Raw genomic sequence first — 24,420 nt, 5'->3', positions numbered from 1 at the left:
TGGCCCCGCCCCGGTCTATAGTTCAGCGCAAACCCCCGCCAAGGCCATCCCGCCCGTGTTCCGCTTCTTCGAAAACCTGGTCGATCCCTACACGGCCTACCGCCAGACCGACACCCCGCCGCAGCGGCTGGCGCCGTTCCTGTGGGACTACGCCCGGCCCTTCCGCAAGGTCTTTGTCGCCGCCATCGTGCTGGCCATCGTCGTGGCCGCGGTCGAGGTCTGGCTGATCCACGCGATGGGGCAGGTGGTCGATATCCTGTCCTCGGGCACGCCCGAACAGGTCTGGGACGATTACGGTCTGACCCTGATCGTGCTGGCCCTGTTCATCCTGATCCTGCGCCCGGTGCTGCAAGGGCTGGACGTGGCGATCCTCAACAACGCGATCATGCCGAATTTCGGCGCGCTGATCCGCTGGCGGGCGCATGCGCAGGTGCTGCGCCAGTCGGTCGGCTGGTTCGAGAACGATTTCGCCGGCCGCATCGCCAACCGCATCATGCAGACACCCCCAGCGGCGGGCGAGGCGGTGTTCCAGATCTTCGACGCCATCGCCTTTGCCGCGGCCTATACCATCGGCGCGCTGATCCTGCTGGGCCAGGCCGATCCGCGACTGGCGGTGCCGCTGCTGATCTGGCTTGTGTTCTATGCCGCCCTGGTGCGCTGGACGATGAAGCGGGTCGGCCCCGCGTCCAAGGCCGCGTCGGACGCGCGCAGCGCGGTGACGGGTCGCGTGGTCGATGCCTATACCAACATCCATGCGGTCAAGCTGTTCGCCCATCACGACCGCGAGCTTGCCTATGCCAAAGAGGCGATCGACCGCTCGCGCGAGACCTTTGCCGCCGAGATGCGCATCTTCACCAAGATGGACATCGCGCTGACCGCGCTGAACGGCTTTCTCATCGTGGGCGTGGTGGGCTGGGCGATCCTGTTGTGGATGCAAGGCACGGCCAGCGTGGGCGTGGTCGCGGCGGCCACCGCGCTGACCTTGCGGCTGAACGCGATGACCGGCTGGATCATGTGGGCGGTGTCGAGCTTCTTCCGCTCGCTCGGCGTCGTGGCCGAGGGGATGGAGACCATTGCCCAGCCGATCACCCTGACCGATGCGAAGGACGCGACGCCGCTGACCCTGCGCGAGGGACGGATCGAGTTCCAGTCCCTGACCCACCATTACGGGCGCGGCTTCGGGGGGCTGGACCGGGTCGACCTGACGATCCGCCCGGGCGAAAAGGTCGGCCTGATTGGCCGGTCGGGGGCGGGCAAGTCGACGCTGGTGAAGCTTCTGCTGCGGTTCTACGAGGCCGAGGGCGGGCGCATCCTGATCGACGGGCAGGACATCGCGCAGGTCACGCAGGAATCCCTGCGCCGCCAGATCGGTATGGTCAGCCAGGACGCCAGCCTGATGCACCGCTCGGTCCGCGACAACATCCTTTACGGCCGCCCCGAGGCCAGCGAGGCCGAGATGATCGAGGCGGCAGGCCGGGCCGAAGCGCATGAGTTCATCCTTGATCTGCGCGATCCCGAGGGGCGCGCGGGCTATGACGCCCAGGTGGGCGAGCGGGGCGTGAAACTGTCTGGCGGGCAACGCCAGCGCGTGGCGCTCGCCCGCGTGATCCTCAAGGACGCGCCGATCCTCGTGCTGGACGAGGCGACATCGGCCCTTGATTCCGAGGTCGAGGCGGCGATCCAGGACACGCTTTACAACGTGATGGAGGGCAAGACCGTGATCGCCATCGCGCACAGGCTCTCGACCATCGCGCATATGGACCGGATCGTGGTGCTGGATGCGGGCCGCATCGTCGAACAGGGCAGCCATGCCGAATTGCTGGCGCAGAACGGCCTTTACGCACGGTTCTGGGCCCGCCAGTCGGGCGGTTTCATCGGCACCGAGGCGGCGGAATGAGCCTGGTGATCGACCGGCTGTCCCTGCGCGGCGAAGGGGTCACCTCCGATGGCCTGACCGTCGCGCTGGCGCTGCCCGGCGAACTGGTCGAGGGCGACGCCGCCGAGGGCCGCATCGCCCGGCCGCGCATCCTGACGCCGGTGGCCGACCGCGTGCGCCCGCCCTGTCCGCATTTCGCCAATTGCGGCGGCTGCGCGCTGCAACATGCCAGCGACGATTTCGTGGCCGCGTGGAAGACCGGCGTGGTCGAAACCGCTCTGGCAGGGCAGGGGCTGGCCGCGCCGCTGGACCCGATCCATACTTCGCCCCCCGCCAGCCGCCGCCGCGCCGTTCTGGCCGGGCGGCGCACGAAAAAGGGCGTTCTGGTCGGCTTTCACGGGCGAGCCAGCGATCAGATCGTCGCGATCCCCGATTGTCGGCTCCTGCATCCCGACCTGATGGCCGCCCTGCCCGGATGCGAGGCGCTGGTGGCGCTGGGTGCCTCGCGCAGCGGCGAGGTCACGCTGACGCTGACCCGGTCCGAGGATGGGGTGGATCTGGCCGTCACGGGCGTCAAACCGGCTGCCGCCGCCGGGCTGGCCGCGCTTGCCGAACGCCATGACCTGGCCCGGCTGACCTGGAATGGCGAGGTGATCGCCACCCGCCGCCCGCCGCGCCAGCGGATGGGCCGCGCCCATGTCGTGCCGCCGCCCGGGGCCTTTCTTCAGGCGACCGAGGACGGACAGGCGGCGCTGACCCAGGCCGTGCGCGCGGCCCTTGCGGGCGCGCAGCGGGTCGCCGACCTGTTCGCGGGTTGCGGCACCTTTGCCCTGCCGCTGGCCGAGGCGGCCGAGGTTCACGCGGTCGAGGGCGACGCCGCGATGCTGGCCGCGCTCGACCGGGGCTGGCGCGAGGCGCCGGGGCTGAAACGGGTCACGCATGAGGCGCGCGACCTGTTCCGCCGTCCGCTGCGCCCGGACGAACTGGCCCGCTTCGACGGGGCCGTGATCGACCCGCCGCGCGCGGGCGCCGAGGCGCAGGTGGACCAGATCGCCGCCTCAGGTCTTGCGCGGCTTGCCTATGTCTCGTGCAATCCCGTGACCTTTGCCCGCGACGCCAGAAGGCTGGACTCCGAGGGATTCCGCCTTGGCGGCGTGCAGGTGGTCGATCAGTTCCGCTGGTCCTCCCATGTGGAACTTGTCGCGACATTCACGCGGGGCCATATCGCCAGTCAACGCGGCTTTCCGATTCGGGTGGAGCAATGAGGGACAAACTGGCCCGGGCGCTGGAGTTGCCCGTCACACGCAACGCCATCATGGGCGTGATCCTGTTCAACGCCGTGCTGCTGGGGATGGAAACCTCGGACGAGATCATGGCCGAGGCGGGACCGCTGATCCTGATGCTGGACAAGCTGTGCCTTGCGATCTTCGTGGCCGAGATCGCGGCCAAGCTGGTGGCCTATCGGCTGTCCTTCTTCCGCTCGGGCTGGAACATCTTCGATTTCGCCATTGTCGGCATCTCTCTGGTGCCCGGCGCGCAGACGCTCAGCGTGCTGCGGGCGCTGCGCATCCTGCGTCTGCTGCGCGTGATTTCGGTCGCGCCGCGCCTGCGCCGGGTGGTCGAGGGGTTCATCACCGCGCTGCCGGGCATGGGCTCGGTCTTCCTGCTGATGGGGATGATCTTCTATATCGGCGCGGTCATGGCGACCAAGCTGTTCGGGGATGCCTTCCCCGACTGGTTCGGCACGCTGGGCCTTTCGGCCTATTCGCTGTTCCAGGTGATGACGCTGGAAAGCTGGTCGATGGGCATCGTCCGCCCGGTGATGGAGGTCTATCCCTATGCCTGGGCGTTCTTCGTGCCCTTCATCATGGTCACGACCTTCGCGGTGGTGAACCTGCTGGTGGGCCTCATCGTCAACTCGATGCAGGACGCCCACCACGAAGAGGACGTGCAGCGCACCGATGCCTACCGCGACGAGGTACTGTCGCGGCTGGCCGCGATCGAGGCCCGGCTTTCGGGGCCCGAAGCAGGGCCAGAGGCGCGTTTGCAGGATGAATCCGCACGAAAAATCGCGTATGATCGCCCCTAGGCAAGAAACCGGAACGAGCGGACAAGGCGGGAATGATCGGACGACGTGCTTTCATGGCGGCGGGAGCGTGTCTTGCGCTGTCCGCCTGCGGATCGAAATTCAGAACCTATAACGGGCCCGAGGTCACGCGTGTCGTGGTTCTCAAGGACAAGCGGCGGATGTATCTGCTGCACCACGACAAGGTCCTCAAGGGCTACGATGTCGGCCTTGGCTTCCAGCCCAGCGGGCACAAGCTGCACGAGGGCGACGGGCGCACGCCCGAGGGGCGCTACCTGATCGACCGGCGCAACCCGAACAGCAATTTCCATCTGTCGGTGGGCATATCCTACCCGAACGAGCGCGATGTCGACGTGGCGCGCAGCCTCGGCCTCAGCCCGGGCGGCGACATCTTCATTCATGGCCGGGCGGGCAAGCACAAGGGCAAGCGCCGCGACTGGACCGAAGGCTGCATCGCGGTCTCGGATCGCGAGATCGAGGAGGTCTATGCCATGGTGCGCGACGGCACCGTGATCGACATACTGCCCTGAGGCGGCGCGGATCGGGCTGCGCCTAGAAGGCCGAAGCGACCTGATCCGCCCGCGATCCGGTGATCAGCGACCACCAGATCTTGCCGTTCGGCTCCTGGTAATAGGCAAAGCCCATATCGGTCAGCCGCGGCATCAGCAGCGTCTCGCGCTTCTCGGGATCCTCCAGCCAGGCGGCCAGGATTTCCAGCTCGGTCTCGTAGGTCTCGGCGATCAGCTCGGCGCCGACACTGCCCTGGTAGCCCACACGGTTCACCCGGTCCAGCGTCGAGGAACCGTCCGAGCCGAAGGTCCAGGGCCGGTTCTGCACCGCCATGTCGCGGGCATGGGTGGCGGCGGCGGCGTTCAGACGCGAATCGAGTTCCAGCGGCCGCACGCCGCGCGCCTCGCGCACGGCGTTCACGGCGTCCAGCATCCGGTACTGGATGCGGGCCCGGTCCGCCTGCGAGATGCGGTAGACCTGCGGCAGGGGCTTGCCGTCCGGGCCAAGCCGGACGGGTTCGGTGGGGGTGCACGCCGTAACGGCAAGAACGATCGCAAGGGCCGGGACCAGAACTTTCATCGGGACATCCTAACACGCTTCGGGCGATGTCTAGCGGCTCCGCGCCGCCGGTTCAAATCCCCAGAGGTCTGACAGGTGTTTGAATTGCGGCGATGCGCGGTCAAGCGTATATATTCGTGCAAAGTGGAACCCTTCCAAGCCTGGAGTGAAAGTTGAACAGCAAGGTCCCGTCTTTCCCGTGTCGCGTGACGCGCAGGCGATTCGTCGGCGGTTCGGCTGCGCTCCTTGGCGGACTGGCCGCGCCCGCCGTCCTTGGGCAGACCGTCGAGATGGAGCAGTCGATCGCCCAGGGAGCGCGGCGCAACACCGCGATGTTCCGGGCGCTGGACTGGCAGCCCTATTTCTCCGACCTGCGCAACGGGGCCATCCTGGTCGATATCTCGTCGCGCGCCCTGCATTACTGGTCCGAGGACCGCGCGGTCTACAAGGTCTACCCGACCTCGGTGCCGATGTCCGAGGATCTGACCCGCCGCGGGCGCACCTCGGTCATCCGCAAGGTCGAAGGCCCGGACTGGCGACCCACCCCCTCGATGAAGAAGCGCAATCCCGAATGGCCGGACTATGTTCCCCCGGGACCGGACAATCCGCTGGGCACGCATGCGCTGCACCTGAGCTGGACCTATTACCGGATCCACGGCACCCATGACACCCGCAAGATCGGGCGGCGGTCATCGAACGGATGCGTCGGCCTCTATAACGAGCATATCGCCGAACTGTTCGATCTGGCCAAGGTGGGCACGCAGGTGTTGCTTATTTGACGACAATTTACGGGACCGCCGGGCAGGGCGCTCAGCATTGTTGAAAACCGCGCTGGTCGCGGATTAGACAGGAAGCACATGCCTTCGATGCATGCGACAGGCGGAACCATCCGTCTCGAGCTGTTATTTGGGAGTAGAAAGATGAAGAAGATCGCCCTTGCCACGGCCCTTTCGGTCGCCGCGACCGCCGGTTTCGCCGGCAGCTACTCGGAGCCGGTGATGGAACCCGAAATCATTGTCCAGGACACCTCGTCCTCGGCCGGTGGTGTCATCGTTCCGATCCTGGCCCTGATCCTGTTCGCGGCCGTTATCGCCGACTGATCGCGGCAATACCGTGAAAAGAAAGAAGGCGGTGGGTTTCCCACCGCCTTCTTTCGTTTTCCCATTCGCCCAAGGGCGCAGCGTCAGCCCAGCCAGCCGCACAGATGGGCCCGGATCACGTCGCACAACGCCTCGATGTGCTGATCGTCGTCGTTGAGGCAGGGGATATAGGTGAACTCCTCGCCGCCCGCCTCCTCGAAGCTTTCCCGGATCTCCTCGTTGATTTCTTCCAGCGTCTCGATGCAGTCGGCCGAGAAGGCCGGTGCAATCACCGCGATCCGCTTCTTGCCGCGCTCGGCCAGCCGGGCGACCTCTTCGACGGTATAGGGTTGCAGCCATTCCTCGGGGCCGAATCGGGACTGGAACGTGGTGGTGATCCGGTCATCCGCCCAGCCCAGCCGCTCCTTCAACAGGCGCGTCGTCTTGAGGCACTGGCAATGATAGGGGTCGCCCTCGGTCAGATAGCGCGTCGGCACCCCGTGATAGGAACAGACCAGCACGTCCGGCTTGTGTTCCAGCGCAGCATAGCCCCGCTCGACCGAGGCGGCCAGCGCGTCGATATAGGCAGGTCTGTCGAAATAGGCGGGCACGGTGCGCACCTGCGGCTGCCATTTCTCGTCCATCAGCGCACGGAAGAAATGATCGTTCGCGGTGGCCGACGTGGCGCCCGAATATTGCGGGTAAAGCGGGAAGAACAGGATCTTGCGGCAGCCCTTGTCGACCATCTCGCGCACCTTGGATCTGGTCGAGGGGCTGCCATAGCGCATGCAGAAATCCACCACGACCTCGCTGCCGAAACTGGCCTCCAGCGCCTCGCGCACCTTCTGGGTCTGCGATTTGGTGATGGTCATCAGGGGGCTTTCGCCCGCCTCGTGATTCCAGATCGACTTGTAGGCTTCGCCCGACGAGAACGGCCGCTTGGTCAGCACCACGAGTTGCAGGATCGGCTGCCAGATCCAGGGCGAATAGTCGATCACCCGCTTGTCCGACAGGAACTCGTTCAGATAGCGCCGCATCGACCAGTAGTCGTAATTGTCCGGCGTGCCGAGATTGGCCAGCAGGATCCCCACCTTTTCGGCCGGGATCTTCGGGTGGTCGGCGGGGGCGTGGGCTGGGCGCTGGGCTGTCGCAGAGGACAGACCATCCTTGCTCCCACCTTGCTTGGAGTCGAACATCGCGTCTTTTCCGGGATCTCTGTCGGGCGTCAAACTGGAATACCTCAAGCACATAAACGCATTCTGACCGGGGTCAATCCGCCCCCTGGCCGTTTCCATCGCCAAGCATCCGCTCGGTCGTGCCCAACGCCTCGGCCAGCCTTGTGCGGGCCGAACCCGGGCGCAGGGGTTTGGGTTGCGTGTCAGCGGGCGCCCACCCTGCAAGGTAGATCAATTCGGCGGTTGCGGCGATGCGGCCATCCGGCCCGGCATGTGCCTCGGCATAGCGCCGGGCGGCCTCGGCGAACAGCGCGCGCGGCGCTGTCCGGCGGTGCCGCGCGGCCAGCGCATTGGTCTCGCCCATCGCTCGCAACTCGCGCATCAGGTGGAACGGGGACTGGTAACTCACCGTATGCAGGGCAGAATCGGCCACGGGCAGCGCGAATCCCGCGCGTTGCAGCAACCCGCCCAGATCGCGAATCTCGCCCATCGGCAGCACCCGGGGCGACAGCCCGCCGGTCAGTGCCACCTCGGCCTCGGCCAGCGCCGCGCGCAACTCGTGCAGGCTGCGCCCGCCGAACAGCACGGCGAGGAACAGCCCGTCAGGCCGCAGCGCGCGGCGGCATTGCACCAGTTGTCCGACGGGATCGTTCGCCCAGTGCAGGCAGAGCGCATGGATCACAAGATCGTGTGCGCCGGGCGCCAGAGCCAGCGTCTCGTCATCCTCGACAAGCGCCGCGCCGGGAAAGCCGCGTTGCCACGGCTCGGGAAAACCGGTGACGACGGCAGGCGACGTAAAGGTTCTGTTAACCTCGATGAGCCTTTCCTGAATCTCGTCGGCTGCGAGTGCGTGCAGGAAAAGTTCGGGCGCGCGGCGGGCGCGGGCACGGTGGCGCCTCAGCGCCGCACGGTCGGTCAGGTCGGGTGGGCTCCGCATCGGGTCTCCGCCAATCGAAGGGCCTATGTAGGGGCGGGGCCGGATGTTTCAAAGCGCATTGCGACTGATCTATCCCCCGCGCTGCGTTTCCTGCGGCGAGATGGTGGAACGCGATTTCGCCCTCTGCATGACCTGCTGGGGCCAGATGGATTTCATCGCCGGGCTGGTCTGCGATTGCTGCGGCACGCCGCTGCCGGGCGAAGATGGCGGCACGCCCGAATATTGCGACGACTGCCTGGCCCGGCCGCGGCCCTGGTCGCGGGGCCGCGCGGCGTTGCTTTACCGCGACAAGGCGCGCAAGCTGGTGCTGTCCTTCAAGCATGGCGACCGGACGGAACTGGCGCGCCCCGCGGCCGAATGGATGCTGCGTGCGGGCCGGGCGATCCTGACGCCCGGGATGGTGGTCGCGCCGGTGCCGCTGCATCGCTGGCGGCTTTTGCGGCGGCGCTACAACCAGGCCGCGCTGTTGTCGCAAGCATTGGCCGAGGGCGCGAGTCTCGCGCATATTCCCGACCTGCTGATCCGCCGTCGCAAGACCCGGGTGCAGGACGGCATGGGGGCCGAGCAACGCTTCGCCAACCTCGCGGGCGCCATCGCCGTGCATCCCCGCCATCGCGAGCGGCTGCGCGATCGCACCGTGCTGCTGGTCGATGACGTCATGACCTCGGGCGCCACGCTGTCGGTGGCGGCCGAGGCCTGTCTTGCCGCCGGTGCCAAGGAGGTGCGCATCCTGGTTCTGGCCCGCGTTGCGAAAGCGTCATGAACGCCTATAGTACCCGCCAGGCAAGGGAAAACGGACCATGAGATCGGTTGAAATCTACACATCGCCGCTTTGCGGCTATTGCCACGCCGCCAAGCGGCTGTTGCAGCAGAAGGGCGTCAGCTATTCGGAAATCGACGTGGGCGCGCAGCCCGCGCTGCGCCAGCAGATGATGGCCCGCGCCCATGGTCGCCACACGGTGCCGCAGATCTTCATCGGCGAGACCCATGTCGGCGGCTGCGACGAGCTTTACGCGCTGGACCGGGCGGGCAAGCTCGATCCCTTGCTGGCGGGGTGACGGCGATGCGGGTGGCCCTGATCCAGATGACATCGGGCGATGTGCCCGAGGCCAACATCGCCCCGGCCTGCGAGATGGTGCGCCAGGCGGCGGCGGGCGGCGCGCAATTCGTGCTGACGCCCGAGGTGACCAACTGCCTGTCGTCCAGCCGGGCGCAGCAGGAAAGCGTCCTGAGCCATGAAGAGGACGACCCGATGCTGTCGGCCCTGCGGCAAGAGGCGGTCAATGCCCGCATCTGGCTGCTGATCGGCTCGCTGGGTCTGAAGACGCATGACCCCGACGGACGCTTCGCCAACCGCTCCTTCCTGATCGCCCCGGACGGGTCCATCGCCGCGAAATACGACAAGATCCACATGTTCGACGTGCAGATCACCGAAACCGAAAGCTACCGCGAATCGGAAGGCTACCGCCCCGGCGACCGCGCGGTGGTGGCGCCGACTCCCTTCGGCAGGATCGGTCTGTCGATCTGCTACGACCTGCGCTTTCCCCATCTCTACCGCGCGCTGGCCCAGGGTGGGGCCGAGATCCTGACCATTCCGGCCGCCTTCTCGCCGGTGACGGGGGCGGCGCATTGGGAAACGCTGCTGCGCGCCCGCGCGATCGAGACCGGATGTTATGTGCTGGCGCCCGCGCAATGCGGGCTGCACCCCGCGACCGAGGGCCGCCCGCGCCGCACCCATGGCCATTCGCTGGCCGTGGCTCCCTGGGGCGAGGTGCTGGCCGATGGCGGCACGGCGCCCGGCATCACCTATGTCCAGATCGACCGGCAGGAGGTGGCGCGCGCCCGGGCCCGCGTGCCCTCGATCACCCATGACCGGCCCTTCGCCCCGCCCTCGTGACCGAGATCGGCGACAGCCTGGCCGTGACGATCTTCAGCGAGATCTTCATGGCCGACCAGCTGGCGCGCAACCGGATCGCGCGGGCGCTGCCCAAGGGGATGGAACTCAGCCATTTCTCGGTCCTGAACCACCTGGCCCGGATCAACGAGGAACGCAGCCCCGCCCAGCTTGCCGCGACCTTCCATGTCACGCGGGGCGCGATGACCAACACGCTGAACCGGCTGGACTGGGCGGGGCATGTCCATATCCGCCCCGACTGGGACGACGCGCGGCGCAAGATGGTCTCGATCAGCCCCTCGGGCCGGGCCGCGCGCGATGTCGCGATCCAGGCCATGACCCCGGTCCTGGCCGAGGCCGTGGCCGATATCGGCGAGGACCGGCTGCGCGCCGCGCTGCCCGTCCTGCGCATGCTGCGGCAAAAGCTGGAAGGCCCGCGCTAGGCAGGCTTCACCGAGGCCGTGACGTAGTTCACCGACAGATCCCGGCTCGACAGCGACCAGCCCCAGGCGATCGGGTTGAACACGAAGCCGGTGCGGTCCACCGGCCTCAGACCGGCCTGTTCCAGCAAGCGGCACAACTCGTCCGGCGTGATGAACTTGGACCATTCATGCGTGCCCTTGGGCAGCCAGCGCATGACATATTCCGCCCCGACGATCGCCATCGCAAAGCTTTTCGGATTGCGGTTGATCGTCGAACACAGATGCAGCCCGCCCGGTTTCAACAGCTTCCGGCAGGCGGTCAGATAGGCCAGCGGGTCGGACACATGCTCGACCACTTCCATGTTCAGAACCACGTCGAACTGTTCGCCCGCCTCGGCCAGCGCCTCGGCGGTGGTGTGGCGATAGTCGATCTCCAGCCCCGATTGTTCGGCATGGATGCGCGCGACGGGAATGTTGCGCGCCGCCGCATCCGCGCCCACCACGGTTGCCCCCAGCCGCGCCATCGGCTCGGACAACAGCCCGCCGCCGCAGCCGATATCCAGCAGGCGCAGCCCCCTGAACGGCATCTCGGCCGAAAGGTCACGGTCGAATTCCGCCGCGATCTGGCGGGTGATATAGTCCAGCCGACAGGGGTTGAGCATGTGCAGCGGCTTGAACTTGCCATTCGGATCCCACCATTCGGCGGCCATCGCCTCGAATTTCGCGACTTCCGTGGGGTCGACGGTCGTTTCGGCTCCTTGCATCGCGGGCTCCGTTCCTGTCTTCTGTATCAATGCCCTTGGGGCGTGTGGCTTTCGCGTTATATAGGCGGCGCATGGACAAATCGGCAGGCCAAAAGCGCGCATCGCAACTTCTTTACCCGCCGGTCGATCCGTTCGACCAGCGCATGCTGGACGTGGGCGACGGCCACCGTCTTTATGTCGAGCAATGCGGCCATCCCGACGGCATCCCCGTCGTCGTCCTGCATGGCGGCCCCGGCGGCGGGTGCAGCCCCGCGATGCGGCGCTATTTCGATCCCGAGGAATTCCGCATCGTCCTGTTCGATCAGCGCGGCTGCGGCCGCTCGCGGCCCCATGCCAGCGTGTCGGCCAACACCACCTGGCACCTGGTTCGGGACATCGAGGCGATCCGCACCGCGCTGGGCATCGAGCGCTGGGTGCTGTTCGGCGGAAGCTGGGGCGCCACGCTCGCGCTGATCTATGCCCAGACCCATCCCGACCGCGTGGCCTATCTGGCGCTGCGCGGGGTGTTCCTGATGACCCAGGCAGAGCTCGACTGGTTCTATGGCGGCGGCGCGGGGCAGTTCTGGCCAGATCTCTGGGCGCGTTTCGCCGAGATGATCCCCCAGGACGAGCGCGGCGACATGATCGGGGCCTATCACCGGCGACTGTTCTCGGGCGACCTGATGATGGAGACGCGCTTTGCCCGCGCCTGGGCATCCTGGGAAAACGCGCTGGCCTCGATCGACCACGAAGGCCCGCTGGGCGAGGCGCCGGCCGATTACGCCCGCGCCTTTGCCCGGCTCGAGAATCACTATTTCCGCAATCGCGGCTTTCTGGACCGGGACGGGCAGCTTCTGCAGGACATCCCCCTGATCGCGCATATCCCCGCAACCATCGTGCAGGGCCGTTACGACATGGTCTGCCCGCCCGCCGCCGCCTGGCGGCTTGCCGAACGCTGGGGCCGGGCGGATCTGCGGATGGTGCCGCTGGCCGGACATGCCCTGTCCGAACCCGGGATCAGTGCCGAACTGGTGCGCACCATGCGCGGCGTCCAGCGGCAAGCGGCGGCCTTGGGGCTGTGAGCATCAACATCCGCTTCTGGGATCGGCTCGCACGCCGCTACGCGCGCATGCCCCTGCGCGATCCCGAAACCTATGAGCGCAAGCTGGCGATGACCCGCGCCCATCTTGCCCCCGGCGCGCGCGTGTTCGAGATCGGCTGCGGCACCGGCACGACCGCGCTGAAACACGCCCCCCATGCGGGCCATGTCACCGCCATCGACTGTTCCGCCAACATGATCGGGATCGCGCGCGACAAGGCCGCGGCCGAAGGAATCGCCAATGTCACCTTCGAGGTGGCCAGCCTCGAGGACATGCCCGACACGCCCGGCGCCTGGGACATGGTGATGGCGCATAACGTGCTGCACCTCTTGCCCGACCGCCCCGGCGCGCTGGTACGCATCCACCGCATGCTGAAACCCGGCGGCGCGTTCGTCTCCTCCACCGCCTGCGCCGCGCGCGCGCCCTGGGCATTCCGCGCCATCGTCCGGACCGGCCACGCGCTGCGCCTGCTGCCGCTGTTCAACTTCCTGACCGAGGACGGGCTGAAGGCCGAGATCCGCGCCGCCGGGTTCGAGATCGTCGAGGAACTGCTTCCCCCCGGCGGGCGGTCCGCGCTGTTCCTGATCGCGCGCAAGCAGACCTGACCCCTCGGGGACACAATCTCCTTGCACAAACGCCCCGTTCCGCCTATATCGCCCTCAACAACGGCGGTTCGGCCTCCACACCCGATCCTCCACCGGTGAGTTTCGCACGGGCCGTTGGCCCGTTTTTTTGTGTCTGGAACTGCCATGTCCGACCTTATCGCCAAGACGGCCATTGACCGGCGCCTTGCCGGAATCCTGACCCCCGTGATCGAGGGGCTGGGGTTCGAGCTGGTGCGCATCCGGTTGATGGGCGGCAATACCAAGACGCTGCAGATCATGGCCGAACGCCCCGAAGGCGGCATCGAGGTGGACGAATGCGCCCGGATCTCGACCGCGGTCTCGGCCGTTCTGGATGTCGAGGACCCGCTCGAGGACGCCTATACGCTGGAGGTGTCCAGCCCCGGCATCGACCGCCCCTTGACCCGGCTCAAGGATTTCGCGGTCTGGGAAGGCCATGAGGCAAAGATCGAGACGACCGAGATGATCGACGGCCGCCGCCGCTTCAAGGGCGTGCTGGCCGGTGTCGAGAATGACGAGGTGCTGATCGAGATCGACGGGCCGGACGGGCAGCCGGTGACCATCGGGCTGGAGTATGACTGGCTGTCGGACGCCAAGCTTGTGCTGACCGACGAGCTGATCCGCGAGATGCTGCGCGCCCGTAAGGCCGCCGGCATCATCGACGAGGACGATTTTGACGAGATCGAGACGGACGAGGGTTCCGTCCCGCAGGAGGACTGAGACATGGCGATTACCTCTGCCAACCAGCTTGAACTGCTTCAGACCGCCGAGGCGGTGGCGCGGGAAAAGATGATCGACCCCGATCTGGTGGTGCAGGCGATGGAAGAATCCCTCGCCCGGGCCGCCAAGTCGCGCTACGGCTCGGAAATGGACATCCGCGTGTCCATCGACCGCAAGACGGGTCGGGCGAGTTTCACCCGCGTGCGCACCGTGGTCGAGGATGACGCGCTGGAGAACTACCAGGCCGAACTGACCGTCGCGCAGGCCAAACAGTATCTCGACGATCCCAAGGTGGGCGATACCGTCGTGGAAGAGGTGCCGCCCGTCGAGATGGGCCGGATCGCCGCGCAAAGCGCCAAGCAGGTGATCCTGCAGAAGGTCCGCGAGGCCGAGCGCGACCGCCAGTTCGAGGAATTCAAGGACCGCGTCGGCACGATCATCAACGGCCAGGTCAAGCGCGAGGAATACGGCAACGTCATCGTCGATATCGGCCGGGGCGAGGGCATCCTGCGCAGGAATGAAAAGATCGGCCGCGAAAGCTATCGCCCGAACGACCGCATCCGCTGCTTCATCAAGGATGTCCGCCGTGAAACCCGTGGCCCGCAGGTCTTCCTGTCCCGCACCGCGCCCGAGTTCATGGCCGAACTCTTCAAGATGGAAGTGCCGGAAATCTACGACGGCATCATCGAGATCAAGGCCGTGGCCCGCGACCCGGGCAGCCGCGCCAAGATTGCCGTGATTTCCTATGACAACTCGATCGACCCCGTCGGCGCCTGCGTCGGCATGCGCGGCAGCCGCGTTCAGGCCGTCGTGAACGAGCTTCAGGGCGAGAAGATCGACATCATCCCCTGGAACGAGGATCAAGCCACCTTCCTCGTGAACGCGCTGCAACCCGCCGAGGTCAGCAAGGTCGTCATCGACGAGGAGGCCGGCAAGATCGAGGTCGTGGTCCCCGACGAGCAGCTATCGCTGGCCATCGGTCGGCGCGGCCAGAACGTGCGACTGGCCAGCCAGCTGACCGGGCTCGACATCGACATCATGACCGAGGCCGAGGAAAGCCAGCGCCGCCAGGCCGAGTTCGAGGAGCGCACGCGGCTCTTCATGGACACGCTCGATCTGGACGAGTTCTTCGCCCAGCTCCTGGTCTCGGAAGGCTTCACCAATCTCGAAGAGGTGGCCTATGTCGATCTCGACGAGCTTCTGGTGATCGAGGGCGTGGACGAGGACACCGCCGGAGAGCTTCAGGCCCGCGCCCGCGACCATCTCGAAGAGCAGAATCGCAAGGCGTTGGAACATGCCCGTGAACTGGGCGTCGAGGACAGCCTGGTTGAATTCGAGGGCCTGACGCCCCAGATGCTCGAAGCACTGGCCGAGGACGGCATCAAGACGCTTGAGGACTTCGCCACCTGCGCCGACTGGGAACTGGCCGGCGGCTGGACCACGGTCGATGGCCAGCGGGTCAAGGACGAAGGCATCCTCGAGAAGTTCGACATGTCGCTGGAAGAGGCGCAGACCCTGGTGATGACCGCGCGGGTCCTGCTGGGCTGGGTCGATCCGACCGAGCTCGAGGACGACGCCGGGGACGAGACCGACGCCGAAGAGGGCGAAGAGGAGGCCGGAGCCTGATCCGGGGCTCCGGGAGGCCGACATGGGCCGAGCAGGCGCGCGAAAACCTGACGGCGAGCCGGAGCGGCGCTGCATCGCCACCGGCGAGGTGCAGCCGAAGGCGGGGCTGATCCGCTTCGTCGTCGGCCCCGACGACCAGATCGTGCCCGACCTTGCGGCCAAGCTGCCCGGCCGGGGCATCTGGGTCGCGGCGGATCGCGACGCGCTGGAGCTGGCGGTCCGCAAGCGGCTGTTCGCGCGGGCGGCGAAACGCCAGGTCACCCTGCCCGAGGGGCTGGTCGATCTGGTCGAGGCCGGGCTGTTGCGCCGCGTGGTCGAGGGGCTGTCGCTGGCGCGCAAGGCCGGGCAGGCGGTGGTCGGGTATGAAAAGGTCAAGGGCTGGCTCGACAGCGGCCAGGCCGCCGTCCTGGTTCAGGCCAGCGACGGGTCGGAACGGGGCAAGACCAAGCTCAGGCCCCCGCAGCGCGAGGGCGCCTATATCGACTGTCTGACGGCCGGGGAAATCGGTTTGGCTTTCGGCCGCGAACATGTGATACATGGCGCGCTTGCGGCTGGCGGACTCATGGAACGTGTAGTAGAGGATGCCGCCAAGCTTTCGGGCATCCGCAAGAAGATCGGGGGCGAGGCCCCCGGAAAGGGTTGAAGGCCTTATGGACGACACTGACGGCAAGAAGACACTGGGACTGCGCGGCGCCTCGCGGCCCGGCCAGGTGAAGCAGAGCTTCAGCCATGGCCGGACGAAGAATGTGGTCGTCGAGACGAAGCGCAAGCGCGTCGTCGTGCCAAAGCCCGGTGCCACGAAATCCGGGGCCACGACCTCTGGCGTTGCGGGCAGCGACCCGGCAAAGCGCCCGGCCGGGATTTCCGATGCCGAGATGGAACGTCGTCTGAAGGCCCTTCAGGCGGCCAAGGCCCGCGAGGTCGAGGAAGCCGCCCAGCGCGCGGCCGACGAGCGCCAGCGCGAGGAAGAGCGCCAGCGCCGCCGCGACGAGGCCGAGGCCAAGGAACGCGAACAGCGCGAGATCGAGGAAGCCGCCCGCCGCAAGGCCGAGGAAGAGCAGGAGCAGGAGCGCCGCCGCAAGGAGGCGGATCAGAAGCCTGCCGCCGCAGCGCCCGCGGCCAAGCCCGCCGCCCCCGCCGCCCAGCCCGAGTCGGCCAAGACCGCGCCGCCGCGCAAGGTCGACCGCGAACGCGAGCGCAGCGACGATCGGCAGACCCGCACCAAGGCCAAGGATGACAGCCGCCGCGCCGGCAAGCTGACGCTGACCCAGGCGCTGGACGGCGGCGAAGGCGGTCGCCAGCGCTCGCTCGCCGCGATGAAGCGCAAGCAGGAGCGGATGCGCCAGAAGGCGATGGGCCGCGGCGATACGCGCGAAAAGGTCGTGCGCGAAGTCCAGTTGCCCGAACAGATCGTGGTCTCGGAGCTTGCCAACCGCATGGCCGAGCGCGTGGCCGACGTGGTCAAGGCGCTGATGCAGAACGGCATGATGGTCACCCAGAACCAGGTCATCGACGCCGACACCGCGGAACTCATCATCGAGGAATTCGGCCATCGCGTGCAGCGGGTGTCGGATGCCGATGTCGAGGACGTGATCGCCACCGTCGAGGACCAGGCCGAGGATCTCGAGCCGCGCCCGCCGGTCATCACCATCATGGGCCATGTCGACCACGGCAAGACCTCGCTGCTGGACGCGATCCGCGACGCCAAGGTCGTCGCGGGCGAGGCTGGCGGCATCACCCAGCATATCGGCGCCTACCAGGTGAAGACCGATGGCGGCACCACGCTGACCTTCCTCGACACGCCCGGCCACGCGGCCTTCACCTCGATGCGGGCCCGCGGCGCGCAGGTGACGGATATCGTCGTGCTCGTGGTCGCCGCCGACGACGCGGTGATGCCGCAGACCGTCGAGGCGATCAACCACGCCAAGGCCGCCAAGGTGCCGATGATCGTGGCGATCAACAAGATCGACAAGCCCTCGGCCAACCCGATCAAGGTGCGCACCGACCTGTTGCAGCACGAGGTGGTGGTCGAGCAGATGTCGGGCGAGGTCCAGGATGTCGAGGTCTCGGCGATCACCGGCCAGGGGCTTGACGAATTGCTGGAAGCCATCGCGCTCCAGGCCGAGATCCTCGAACTCAAGGCAAACCCGAGCCGCGCTGCCGAAGGCGCCGTGATCGAGGCGCAGCTCGACGTGGGCCGCGGCCCGGTCGCGACCGTGCTGGTCCAGAAGGGCACCCTGCGGAAGGGCGACATCTTCGTCGTGGGCGAGCAATGGGGCAAGGTCCGCGCGCTGATCAACGACAAGGGCGAACGCGTCGAGGAGGCCGGTCCCTCGGTTCCGGTCGAGGTGCTGGGCCTGAACGGCACGCCCGAGGCGGGCGATGTGCTGAACGTGGTCGAGACCGAGGCGCAGGCCCGCGAGATCGCCGAATACCGCGAAGCCAAGTCCAAGGAGAAGCGCGCCGCCGCCGGGGCCGCCACGACGCTGGAACAGCTCATGGCCAAGGCCAAGGAGGACCAGAACGTCGCCGAGCTGCCGATCCTGGTCAAGGCCGACGTGCAGGGCTCGGCCGAGGCCATCGTCCAGGCGATGGAGAAGATCGGCAATGACGAGGTGCGCGTGCGCGTGCTGCATGCCGGTGTCGGCGCCATCACCGAGAGCGATGTGGGCCTTGCCGAGGCGTCCGGCGCCCCGATCATGGGCTTCAACGTGCGTGCCAACGCCCCCGCCCGCAGCGCCGCCAACCAGAAGGGCGTCGAGATCCGCTATTACAGCGTGATCTACGACCTCGTGGACGATGTGAAGGCGGCGGCCTCGGGCCTGCTGTCGGCCGAGATCCGCGAGACCTTCATCGGCTACGCCCAGATCCGCGAGGTCTTCAAGGTCTCGAATGTCGGCAAGGTTGCGGGCTGTCTGGTCACCGAGGGCGTGGCGCGGCGTTCCGCCGGGGTGCGCCTGCTGCGCGACAACGTGGTGGTCCACGAAGGCACGCTGAAGACGCTCAAGCGCTTCAAGGACGAGGTCGCAGAGGTCCAGTCGGGCCAGGAATGCGGCATGGCCTTCGAGAATTACGACGACATCCGCCAGGGCGACATCATCGAGATCTTCGAGCGTCAGGAGATCGAGCGCAAGCTCGCCTGATCCCGCCGCCAGAGCGAACCACCCGGGGGGGCGTCCATCATCGGGCGCCCCTTTTCGTCATCGCTTCCGGTCGGGATGCCGCTGCCTCAGGCGGCCTTGTTGACCGGCTTGCCCGTGAACAGCCGGTCGCCAACCTTCACCACGATCCTGCCATCGGGCCGCCGCGCGACAAAGGCGCCTTGCACCGAAACGCAGGAACCAAGCAGGATCGTCCGGATCATTTCTTATCATCCTCAGGTTGCGACGTTTCGTTTGTAACCGCTGTGTAAAATTTTTCGGAATTTTATTTCGCCGCACCGCGTGCGCATGCGCGGAAAATTGCCGACCCGGACCCGCCCTGTCCCGCGGCGGCCCGCTAAAGCCAATCCCGAAGCACGGGGATCAGCGGCAGATCGGCGGGCGGCATCGGATAGCTGCGCAGATCCTTCGCGCGCACCCAGGCCAGCGCCTGACCCTCCTGCCCATGGGGCTGGCCTTCCCATTTGCGGCAGGCGAACAGCGGCATCAGCAGGTGGAAATCCTCGTAGCTGTGGCTGGCGAAACTCAGCGGCGCAAGGCAGCTGGCCCATGTGTCGATGCCCAGCTCTTCCTTCAGCTCGCGCATCAGCGCCGCCTCGGGAGTCTCGCCCGGCTCGACCTTGCCGCCGGGAAACTCCCACAGGCCCGCCATCGACTTGCCCTCGGGCCGCTGCGCCAGCAGCACTCGGCCGTCCGAATCGACCAGTGCGACGGCCGCGACAAGAACGACCTTCACGACCGGTAATCGGCGTTGATGTCGATATAGCGATGCGTCAGGTCACAGGTCCAGACCGTCGCCGCCCCGCTGCCAAGGCCCAGATCCACCCCGATCGCAAGTTCCGCGTGCCGCATATAGGCCGCGCCCGCCTCCTCGGCATAGCCCTCGGCGACCAGGCCCTTCTCCGCCACCAGGATATCGCCGAACCGGATCGCCAGCAGGTCGCGGTCGGCCTTCGCCCCCGACTTGCCCACCGCCATCACGATCCGGCCCCAGTTCGGATCCTCGCCCGCGATCGCCGTCTTGACCAGCGGCGAATTGGCAATCGCCATCGCCACCTTCCTGGCATCCGCCGTGTTCGCCGCGCCGGTCACCGTGATCTCGACGAACTTGGTCGCCCCTTCGCCATCGCGCACCACCTGTTGCGCCAGATCCAGCATCACGCCGCGCAGCGCCTCCTGAAAGGCGCGGGCGGGCGCGCTGCGCAGATCGGTGATCTCGGGCGCCCTGGACTTGCCCGTGGCCGCCAGCAGCAGCGTGTCGGAGGTCGAGGTATCGCCATCGACCGTGATGCAGTTGAAGGTCTCGTCGGTCAGCCGGGCCAGCATCCGCTGCAGGGGCGCCTGTGCGATCTTCGCATCGGTGAAGATATAGACCAGCATCGTCGCCATGTCGGGCGCGATCATCCCCGATCCCTTGGCGATGCCCGCGATCCTGACCTCCTGCCCGTCGATCTCGACCGTCGCGATGGCCCCCTTGGGGAAGGTGTCGGTCGTCATGATCGCCCGCGCCGCCTGGCCCAGACCCTCGGGCGACAGCCGCGCGGCCAGATCCTCCAGCACGGCGGTGATCCGTTCATGTGGCAGCGGCTCGCCGATCACGCCCGTCGAACTGGTGAAGACCCGCCCCTCGGGCACGCCTGCGGCCTGCGCCACGCCCGCCGCGATCGCCTGCACCGCCTCGACCCCCCGCGCGCCGGTAAAGGCGTTCGAGTTGCCCGAATTCACCAGGATCGCCGCCCCCTGCCGCGGCCCGGGCGTGGCGCCGATCTTGGCCTCGCAATCCAGAACCGGCGCGGACCGCGTCGCCGAGCGGGTGAAGACCCCGGCCACCGTCGTCCCCGGCGCAAGCCGGGCCAGCATCACATCGAGCCGCCCCTTGTAGCGCACCCCCGCCTCGGCGGCGGCGAACTCGGCGCCCGCGATCACCGGCAGGACGGGAAAGCCACCCGCTGGGGCCAGCGGCGAAACGGACGCGGCGCGCGCACCCGGCGCTCCCGCGCCCGCCGCCACCAGTTCCTGCCGCAGCCGCTTCAGTTCGCGCTTCAGCGGCTTGACCTTGGCCTTGGTGATCTTCTTCTCGATCTTCTTCTTCGACTTGGCCATCGCCGTCCCTCGTCTGCGTGCCGGATCAGTTGTCCAGAAGTTCGCGGTTCTTCAGCACCGCGGGGTCGATCTCGATCTCGGCGCGGGTGATCTCGGCCTCGGCGGCATAGCGTTCCAGCGCCGCCTCCATCGCATCGCGCTGGATCTGCTGGACGATGCTCTCGCGCACCTCGTCCAGCGCCGGGGCATCCTTCAGCCGGCTTTCATGCAGCTTGACCAGATGCCAGCCGAATTGCGTCTCGAACGGACCGGCGACCGTTCCGGGTTCCATCGCGACCACCACATCCTCGAAGGATTGCACCATCATGCCCTTGGTGAACCAGCCAAGTTCGCCGCCCATCTGCCCCGAACTGTCGATCGAGGTCTCCTTGGCCAGCTCGGCGAAATCGGCGCCGTCCTGCACCTGGGCCATGGCCGCCTGCGCCTCTTCCTCGGTCTCGACCAGGATATGCGCGGCGCGGTATTCCGGCGTGGGCTCGGCGCCGGCAAAGGCGGCCTCATAGGCGGCCTGAATCGCCTCCTCGGTCGCCGCTTCCTCGGCCGCGCGGCCCAGCGCCTCGCCCGCAAGGAAGGACCGCCGCTCGTTCTCCAGCGCCAGCCGCGCGCCCAGCGACAGCGCGCCGCCGGTCTGCTCGGCCACCGCGGTTTGGCGGATCAACTGGTCCAGGATCGCCTGATACAGCGTGTCGTCGGGCAGCGCCTGGTATTCCGGCGGCAACTGCGCGCGCATGACGATCATGTGCCCAAGCGTGATCTCGGTCGCGCCCACGCGGGCCACGACGGTTCCGGGGCCGATCTCCTCGGCCGCCGCAGGAAGGGCCAGCCCGGCAACGAGGGCAAGCGCAAGCAGCGGTTTCGCAGGTCTGGACATGGGCAACTCCTTTCGTGCCGCGCGCTTGGCGACGTTGACTCCAATCTGGCGGCCCCTTACATCGCGGGTGGTCCTTGGGGCCGCTCCTCAGTCTGAGGCCACTTCTATTGCCGCATCGACAGGCGGGCAAGGCGTCCGTCGAACAACATCCCTTGAGACAGCCGCCGCGGAGAGCACATGCTGGGCATCGGAACAGTCACCCGTAAGGTCTTTGGCACCAGGAACGACCGGATGGTCAAGAAGGTGCGCCCGCTGGTGACCCGCATCAACGAGCTGGAGCCCGAGTTCCAGGCGCTGACCGACGAGGGGATCAAGGACAAGACCCGCGAGTTCATGCGCCGCTGCGCCGAGGGCGAGGAACTCGACGACCTGCTGCCCGAGGCCTTTGCCAATTGCCGCGAGGCCGCGCGCCGCGCGCTGGGCCTGCGCGCCTTCGACGTGCAGCTTGTCGGCGGCATCTTCCTGCATCGCGGCAACATCGCCGAGATGAAGACCGGCGAGGGCAAGACGCTGGTCGCGACCTTCCCCGCCTATCTGAACGCGCTGACCGGCAAGGGCGTGCATATCGTCACCGTCAACGACTACCTCGCCAAGCGCGACGCCGAATGGATGAGCAAGGTCTACGCCCATCTCGGCATGACGACCGGCGTGGTCTATCCTTGGCAGCCCGATGACGAGAAGCGCGCCGCCTACCGCGCCGACATCACCTATGGCACGAACAACGAGCTTGGCTTCGACTACCTGCGCGACAACATGAAGGCCGAGCTCAAGGACATGTCCCAGCGCGGCCACCATTTCGCGATCGTGGACGAGGTCGACTCGATCCTGATCGACGAGGCGCGCACGCCGCTCATCATCTCGGGGCCCAGCCAGGACCGCTCGGAACTTTACGTCGCGATGGACAAGGTCGTGCCCGACCTGACCGAAGAGCATTACAAGATCGACGAGAAGACCCGGATCGTCACCTTCACCGAAGAGGGCAACGAGTTCATGGAGCAGCGCCTGCACCAGGTTGGCCTCCTGCCCGAGGGCCAGTCGCTCTACGATCCCGAAAGCACGACCATCGTCCACCACGCGACCCAGGCGCTCAAGGCGCACAAGCTGTTCCTCAAGGACAAGGATTACATCGTCCGCGACGGCGAGGTGATGCTGATCGACGAGTTCACCGGCCGCATGATGCGCGGCCGCCGCCTGTCCGAGGGGCTGCACCAGGCCATCGAGGCCAAGGAAGGCGCCAAGATCCAGCCCGAGAACGTGACGCTGGCCTCGGTCACCTTCCAGAACTATTTCCGCCTCTATGACAAGCTGGCGGGCATGACCGGCACCGCGGCCACCGAGGCCGAGGAGTTCATGCAGATCTACGGCCTTGGCGTGGTCGAGATCCCGACCAACCGCCCCATCGCCCGCCAGGACGAACATGACGCCGTCTACCGCACCGCGCGCGAGAAGTTCGAGGCCATCGTCGCCTCGATCAAGGAGGCGCATGAAAAGGGCCAGCCGGTTCTGGTCGGCACCACCTCGATCGAGAAATCCGAGAAGCTGTCGGAACTGCTGAAAAAGGACAAGGTCCCCCACAACGTCCTGAACGCCCGCCACCACGAACAGGAGGCCCAGATCGTCGCCGATGCGGGCCGCTTCGGCGCGGTGACCATCGCCACCAACATGGCCGGGCGCGGCACCGACATCCAGCTTGGCGGCAATGTCGAGATGAAGGTGATGGAGGCGCTGAACGCCGATCCCGAGGCGCATCCCGACGAGATCCGCGCCCGGATCGAGGCCGAACATGCCGACGAGAAGAAGAAGGTGCTCGACGCCGGCGGGCTGTTCGTCCTCGGCACCGAACGCCACGAATCGCGCCGCATCGACAACCAGTTGCGCGGCCGGTCGGGCCGTCAGGGCGATCCGGGGCGGTCGGCCTTCTTCCTCTCGCTCGAAGACGACCTGATGCGCATCTTCGGCTCGGACCGTCTGGACAAGGTGCTGTCCACGCTGGGCATGAAGGAAGGCGAGGCCATCGTTCACCCCTGGGTGAACAAGTCGCTGGAAAAGGCCCAGGCCAAGGTCGAGGGCCGCAACTTCGACATCCGCAAGCAATTGCTCAAGTTCGACGACGTGATGAACGAGCAGCGCAAGGTCATCTTCGGCCAGCGGCTGGAAATCATGGAAGCCGCCGACCTGTCCGAGATCGTGCAGGACATGCGCCACCAGGTGATCGACGATCTGGTCGAAACCTTCATGCCGCCGAAATCCTATGCCGATCAGTGGGATATCGACGGTCTGAACGAGGCGCTGGCCGAGCAGTTGAGCCTTGACGCGCCGGTCGCCGCCTGGGCCGACGAAGAGGGCGTGGACGATGCCGAGATCCGCGAGCGGTTGTGCGACGCCGCCGACGAGGCGATGGCGGTCAAGGCCGCGCAGTTCGGCCCCGAGGTCATGCGCAACATCGAAAAGCAGATCCTGCTCCAGACCATCGACACCAAATGGCGCGAACACCTGCTGACGCTGGAACATCTGCGCTCGGTCGTGGGCTTCCGCGGCTATGCCCAGCGCGATCCGCTGAACGAATACAAGACCGAGTCGTTCGCCCTGTTCGAGTCGATGCTGAACGCGCTGCGCGAGGATGTCAGCCGCAAGCTGGGCCAGATCCGGCCGCTGACCGAAGAAGAGCGCGGCGCGATGATGCGCCAGCTTGCCGAGCAGCAGCAGCAACTGGCCCAGGCCGCCGAGGGGGCAAGCGCCGAACATGCCGCCGCCCCCGGCGCGGCCCCGCCGTCCCCCGAGGGCGCGGCCGAGGGCTTCGACGAGGCCCGGCCCGAAACCTGGGGCCGCCCGGGGCGCAACGATGCCTGCCCCTGCGGTTCGGGGCGCAAGTTCAAGCATTGCCATGGCCAGCTTGTCTGAGCGGTTCCCGACAGGCGAGGATCCGGTGTTGAAAA

Annotated in this window: 25 protein-coding genes; 17 read left to right on the top strand and 8 right to left on the bottom strand. The window is 67.0% G+C overall.

Annotated elements, in window-relative coordinates:
* Positions 1–55 precede the first annotated feature (55 nt).
* Genes NHN26_RS00665 through NHN26_RS00650 form a run of 4 tightly spaced genes read left to right on the top strand, consistent with a single transcriptional unit; the run spans position 56 to position 4,492 of the window.
* Positions 56–1,897 (top strand): ABC transporter ATP-binding protein, encoded by a 1,842-nt coding sequence (locus NHN26_RS00665; protein WP_253087606.1) that lies wholly within the window; start codon positions 56–58, stop codon positions 1,895–1,897.
* Positions 1,894–3,141, top strand: a complete 1,248-nt coding sequence (locus NHN26_RS00660) for a class I SAM-dependent RNA methyltransferase (protein ID WP_253087605.1) — start codon at positions 1,894–1,896, stop codon at positions 3,139–3,141. The genes NHN26_RS00665 and NHN26_RS00660 overlap by 4 nt, the downstream gene beginning before the upstream one ends.
* Positions 3,138–3,965 (top strand): ion transporter, encoded by an 828-nt coding sequence (locus NHN26_RS00655; protein ID WP_253087604.1) that lies wholly within the window; start codon positions 3,138–3,140, stop codon positions 3,963–3,965. Before NHN26_RS00660 ends, NHN26_RS00655 begins: the two co-directional genes overlap by 4 nt.
* A gap of 32 nt (positions 3,966–3,997) precedes the next feature.
* On the top strand, positions 3,998–4,492 hold the full coding sequence (locus NHN26_RS00650) for a L,D-transpeptidase family protein (protein ID WP_253087603.1): 495 nt from the start codon (positions 3,998–4,000) through the stop codon (positions 4,490–4,492).
* A 22-nt stretch (positions 4,493–4,514) separates the two neighbouring features.
* On the opposite strand, the gene dalA is transcribed toward NHN26_RS00650, so the two are convergent.
* Positions 4,515–5,051, bottom strand: coding sequence for a divisome-associated lipoprotein DalA (gene dalA, locus NHN26_RS00645; RefSeq protein ID WP_253087602.1), 537 nt, complete (start codon positions 5,049–5,051; stop codon positions 4,515–4,517).
* Positions 5,052–5,320: 269 nt separating this feature from the next.
* Between dalA and NHN26_RS00640 the strand changes: the two genes are divergently transcribed.
* Entirely contained in the window at positions 5,321–5,809 is a 489-nt protein-coding gene (locus tag NHN26_RS00640) for a L,D-transpeptidase (protein WP_290442762.1), read from the top strand.
* 141 nt (positions 5,810–5,950) lie between these two features.
* On the top strand, positions 5,951–6,130 hold the full coding sequence (locus tag NHN26_RS00635; RefSeq protein ID WP_253087600.1) for a hypothetical protein: 180 nt from the start codon (positions 5,951–5,953) through the stop codon (positions 6,128–6,130).
* Between the two features lie 83 nt (positions 6,131–6,213).
* Here NHN26_RS00635 and hemH read toward each other — a convergent pair whose 3' ends face one another.
* Both hemH and NHN26_RS00625 read right to left on the bottom strand, forming a co-directional pair.
* Positions 6,214–7,305, bottom strand: coding sequence for a ferrochelatase (gene hemH / locus NHN26_RS00630; protein ID WP_253087599.1), 1,092 nt, complete (start codon positions 7,303–7,305; stop codon positions 6,214–6,216).
* Between the two features lie 73 nt (positions 7,306–7,378).
* Entirely contained in the window at positions 7,379–8,221 is an 843-nt protein-coding gene (locus NHN26_RS00625) for a methyltransferase domain-containing protein (RefSeq protein ID WP_253087598.1), read from the bottom strand.
* Between the two features lie 43 nt (positions 8,222–8,264).
* Here NHN26_RS00625 and NHN26_RS00620 point away from each other — a divergent pair, with 43 nt between their 5' ends.
* From NHN26_RS00620 to NHN26_RS00605, 4 genes are read left to right on the top strand one after another with little or no spacing between them, the layout of a single operon-like run.
* On the top strand, positions 8,265–8,984 hold the full coding sequence (locus NHN26_RS00620) for a ComF family protein (RefSeq protein WP_253087597.1): 720 nt from the start codon (positions 8,265–8,267) through the stop codon (positions 8,982–8,984).
* A 37-nt stretch (positions 8,985–9,021) separates the two neighbouring features.
* Positions 9,022–9,279, top strand: a complete 258-nt coding sequence (grxC, locus tag NHN26_RS00615) for a glutaredoxin 3 (RefSeq protein WP_253087596.1) — start codon at positions 9,022–9,024, stop codon at positions 9,277–9,279.
* 5 nt (positions 9,280–9,284) lie between these two features.
* Positions 9,285–10,118, top strand: a complete 834-nt coding sequence (locus NHN26_RS00610) for a carbon-nitrogen hydrolase family protein (RefSeq protein ID WP_253087595.1) — start codon at positions 9,285–9,287, stop codon at positions 10,116–10,118.
* Positions 10,115–10,558 carry a MarR family winged helix-turn-helix transcriptional regulator gene (locus tag NHN26_RS00605; RefSeq protein ID WP_165899235.1) on the top strand — a complete coding sequence of 148 codons (444 nt, stop codon included), beginning with the start codon at positions 10,115–10,117 and terminating at the stop codon, positions 10,556–10,558. Before NHN26_RS00610 ends, NHN26_RS00605 begins: the two co-directional genes overlap by 4 nt.
* On the opposite strand, the gene ubiG is transcribed toward NHN26_RS00605, so the two are convergent.
* Positions 10,555–11,301, bottom strand: a complete 747-nt coding sequence (gene ubiG / locus NHN26_RS00600; protein WP_253087594.1) for a bifunctional 2-polyprenyl-6-hydroxyphenol methylase/3-demethylubiquinol 3-O-methyltransferase UbiG — start codon at positions 11,299–11,301, stop codon at positions 10,555–10,557. The two genes, NHN26_RS00605 and ubiG, sit on opposite strands and share 4 nt — an antisense overlap.
* Before the next feature lie 71 nt (positions 11,302–11,372).
* Between ubiG and pip the strand changes: the two genes are divergently transcribed.
* The 6 genes from pip to infB all read left to right on the top strand — a co-directional run bounded on the left by pip (position 11,373) and on the right by infB (position 18,492).
* Positions 11,373–12,362: a prolyl aminopeptidase gene (gene pip, locus NHN26_RS00595; protein ID WP_253087593.1), complete on the top strand. Its 990-nt coding sequence runs from the start codon at positions 11,373–11,375 to the stop codon at positions 12,360–12,362.
* A complete protein-coding gene (locus NHN26_RS00590) occupies positions 12,359–12,985 on the top strand; it encodes a class I SAM-dependent methyltransferase (RefSeq protein ID WP_253087592.1) in 627 nt (208 codons plus the stop codon). The genes pip and NHN26_RS00590 overlap by 4 nt, the downstream gene beginning before the upstream one ends.
* 144 nt (positions 12,986–13,129) lie before the next feature.
* On the top strand, positions 13,130–13,723 hold the full coding sequence (rimP, locus tag NHN26_RS00585; RefSeq protein WP_253087591.1) for a ribosome maturation factor RimP: 594 nt from the start codon (positions 13,130–13,132) through the stop codon (positions 13,721–13,723).
* A gap of 3 nt (positions 13,724–13,726) precedes the next feature.
* Positions 13,727–15,349, top strand: a complete 1,623-nt coding sequence (nusA, locus tag NHN26_RS00580) for a transcription termination factor NusA (protein WP_253087590.1) — start codon at positions 13,727–13,729, stop codon at positions 15,347–15,349.
* 22 nt (positions 15,350–15,371) lie between these two features.
* Positions 15,372–15,992 (top strand): RNA-binding protein, encoded by a 621-nt coding sequence (locus NHN26_RS00575; RefSeq protein WP_253087589.1) that lies wholly within the window; start codon positions 15,372–15,374, stop codon positions 15,990–15,992.
* Between the two features lie 7 nt (positions 15,993–15,999).
* Positions 16,000–18,492: a translation initiation factor IF-2 gene (gene infB / locus NHN26_RS00570; RefSeq protein WP_253087588.1), complete on the top strand. Its 2,493-nt coding sequence runs from the start codon at positions 16,000–16,002 to the stop codon at positions 18,490–18,492.
* A gap of 86 nt (positions 18,493–18,578) precedes the next feature.
* On the opposite strand, the gene NHN26_RS17455 is transcribed toward infB, so the two are convergent.
* The 4 genes from NHN26_RS17455 to NHN26_RS00555 all read right to left on the bottom strand — a co-directional run bounded on the left by NHN26_RS17455 (position 18,579) and on the right by NHN26_RS00555 (position 21,484).
* Positions 18,579–18,713, bottom strand: a complete 135-nt coding sequence (locus tag NHN26_RS17455) for a hypothetical protein (RefSeq protein WP_290442739.1) — start codon at positions 18,711–18,713, stop codon at positions 18,579–18,581.
* A 134-nt stretch (positions 18,714–18,847) separates the two neighbouring features.
* Entirely contained in the window at positions 18,848–19,246 is a 399-nt protein-coding gene (gene mutT, locus NHN26_RS00565; protein ID WP_132695795.1) for an 8-oxo-dGTP diphosphatase MutT, read from the bottom strand.
* On the bottom strand, positions 19,243–20,592 hold the full coding sequence (gene argJ / locus NHN26_RS00560) for a bifunctional glutamate N-acetyltransferase/amino-acid acetyltransferase ArgJ (RefSeq protein ID WP_435594165.1): 1,350 nt from the start codon (positions 20,590–20,592) through the stop codon (positions 19,243–19,245). The genes mutT and argJ overlap by 4 nt, the downstream gene beginning before the upstream one ends.
* A 46-nt stretch (positions 20,593–20,638) precedes the next feature.
* A complete protein-coding gene (locus NHN26_RS00555) occupies positions 20,639–21,484 on the bottom strand; it encodes a peptidylprolyl isomerase (protein ID WP_253087586.1) in 846 nt (281 codons plus the stop codon).
* Positions 21,485–21,661: 177 nt separating this feature from the next.
* Between NHN26_RS00555 and secA the strand changes: the two genes are divergently transcribed.
* Positions 21,662–24,385 (top strand): preprotein translocase subunit SecA, encoded by a 2,724-nt coding sequence (secA, locus tag NHN26_RS00550; protein WP_253087585.1) that lies wholly within the window; start codon positions 21,662–21,664, stop codon positions 24,383–24,385.
* The last annotated feature ends 35 nt before the right edge of the window (positions 24,386–24,420 follow it).

This window comes from Rhodovulum tesquicola (genome assembly GCF_024128855.1).
Classification (GTDB): Bacteria; Pseudomonadota; Alphaproteobacteria; order Rhodobacterales; family Rhodobacteraceae; genus Rhodovulum; species Rhodovulum tesquicola.
Note: the sequence above shows the minus strand (reverse complement) of the source record. Positions and strands in the feature narration are given on the sequence as shown.